At 66.0% G+C, this 958-nt stretch carries 1 protein-coding gene; it reads left to right on the forward strand.

The genetic code is table 11. The features are described 5' to 3' along the window. Nucleotides 1-109: 109 nt before the first annotated feature. Nucleotides 110-862 carry a YebC/PmpR family DNA-binding transcriptional regulator gene (locus ACFU95_RS48940; RefSeq protein ID WP_383843718.1) on the forward strand — a complete coding sequence of 251 codons (753 nt, stop codon included), beginning with the start codon at nucleotides 110-112 and terminating at the stop codon, nucleotides 860-862. The last annotated feature ends 96 nt before the right edge of the window (nucleotides 863-958 follow it).

Here is a 958-nt window from a genome sequence, read left to right on the forward strand (position 1 = left end):
CGTGTGCACGGCCTGTTCGTCGACATGGTGCACGCGAACCGGACGGCGGAGTCCTTGTAGGATCTCTCGCGTTCGTTGTTTGGATGGGTTACGCGAAGGAGACAGGCAGATGTCCGGCCACTCTAAATGGGCTACGACGAAGCACAAGAAGGCCGTGATCGATGCCAAGCGCGGCAAGCTCTTCGCGAAGCTGATCAAGAACATCGAGGTCGCGGCCCGCATGGGCGGCGTGGACATCGAGGGCAACCCGACCCTCTACGACGCCATCCAGAAGGCCAAGAAGCAGTCCGTTCCGAACAAGAACATCGACTCCGCGGTCAAGCGCGGCGGTGGCCTCGAGGCCGGCGGCGCCGACTACGAGACGATCATGTACGAGGGCTACGGCCCGAACGGCGTCGCGGTGCTCATCGAGTGCCTCACCGACAACCGCAACCGCGCCGCCTCCGACGTCCGCGTCGCCATGACCCGCAACGGCGGCAACATGGCCGACCCGGGCTCGGTGTCGTACATGTTCAGCCGCAAGGGCGTCGTCATCGTCCCCAAGGGCGAGCTGTCCGAGGACGATGTCCTCACCGCCGTCCTGGACGCGGGTGCCGAGGAGGTCAACGACCTCGGCGAGTCCTTCGAGGTCGTCAGCGAGGCCACCGACCTGGTCGCGGTCCGCACCGCCCTCCAGGAGGCCGGCATCGACTACGACTCCGCCGACTCCAGCTTCCTCCCGTCCGTCCAGGTCGAGCTGGACGAGGAGGGCGCCAAGAAGATCTTCAAGCTGATCGACGCGCTCGAGGACAGCGACGACGTGCAGAACGTCTTCGCCAACTTCGACGTCAGCGACGAGATCATGGAGAAGGTCGACGCGTAGCGCTGCCGCGAGCTGAGCGGTTTCGGGGGGGGGGGGGGGGAAGACCCCCCCCCCCCCCCCCCCCTTTCCTTGGAACGGAGGAACCCACCAGGGGAA

Source organism: Streptomyces sp. NPDC057623 (genome assembly GCF_042800355.1).
GTDB lineage: Bacteria > Actinomycetota > Actinomycetes > Streptomycetales > Streptomycetaceae > Streptomyces.

Coding starts and splice junctions, on each gene's coding strand:
- ACFU95_RS48940 (WP_383843718.1), top strand. CDS start 110: ATGTCCGGCCACTCTAAATGGGCTACGACGAAGCACAAGAAGGCCGTG.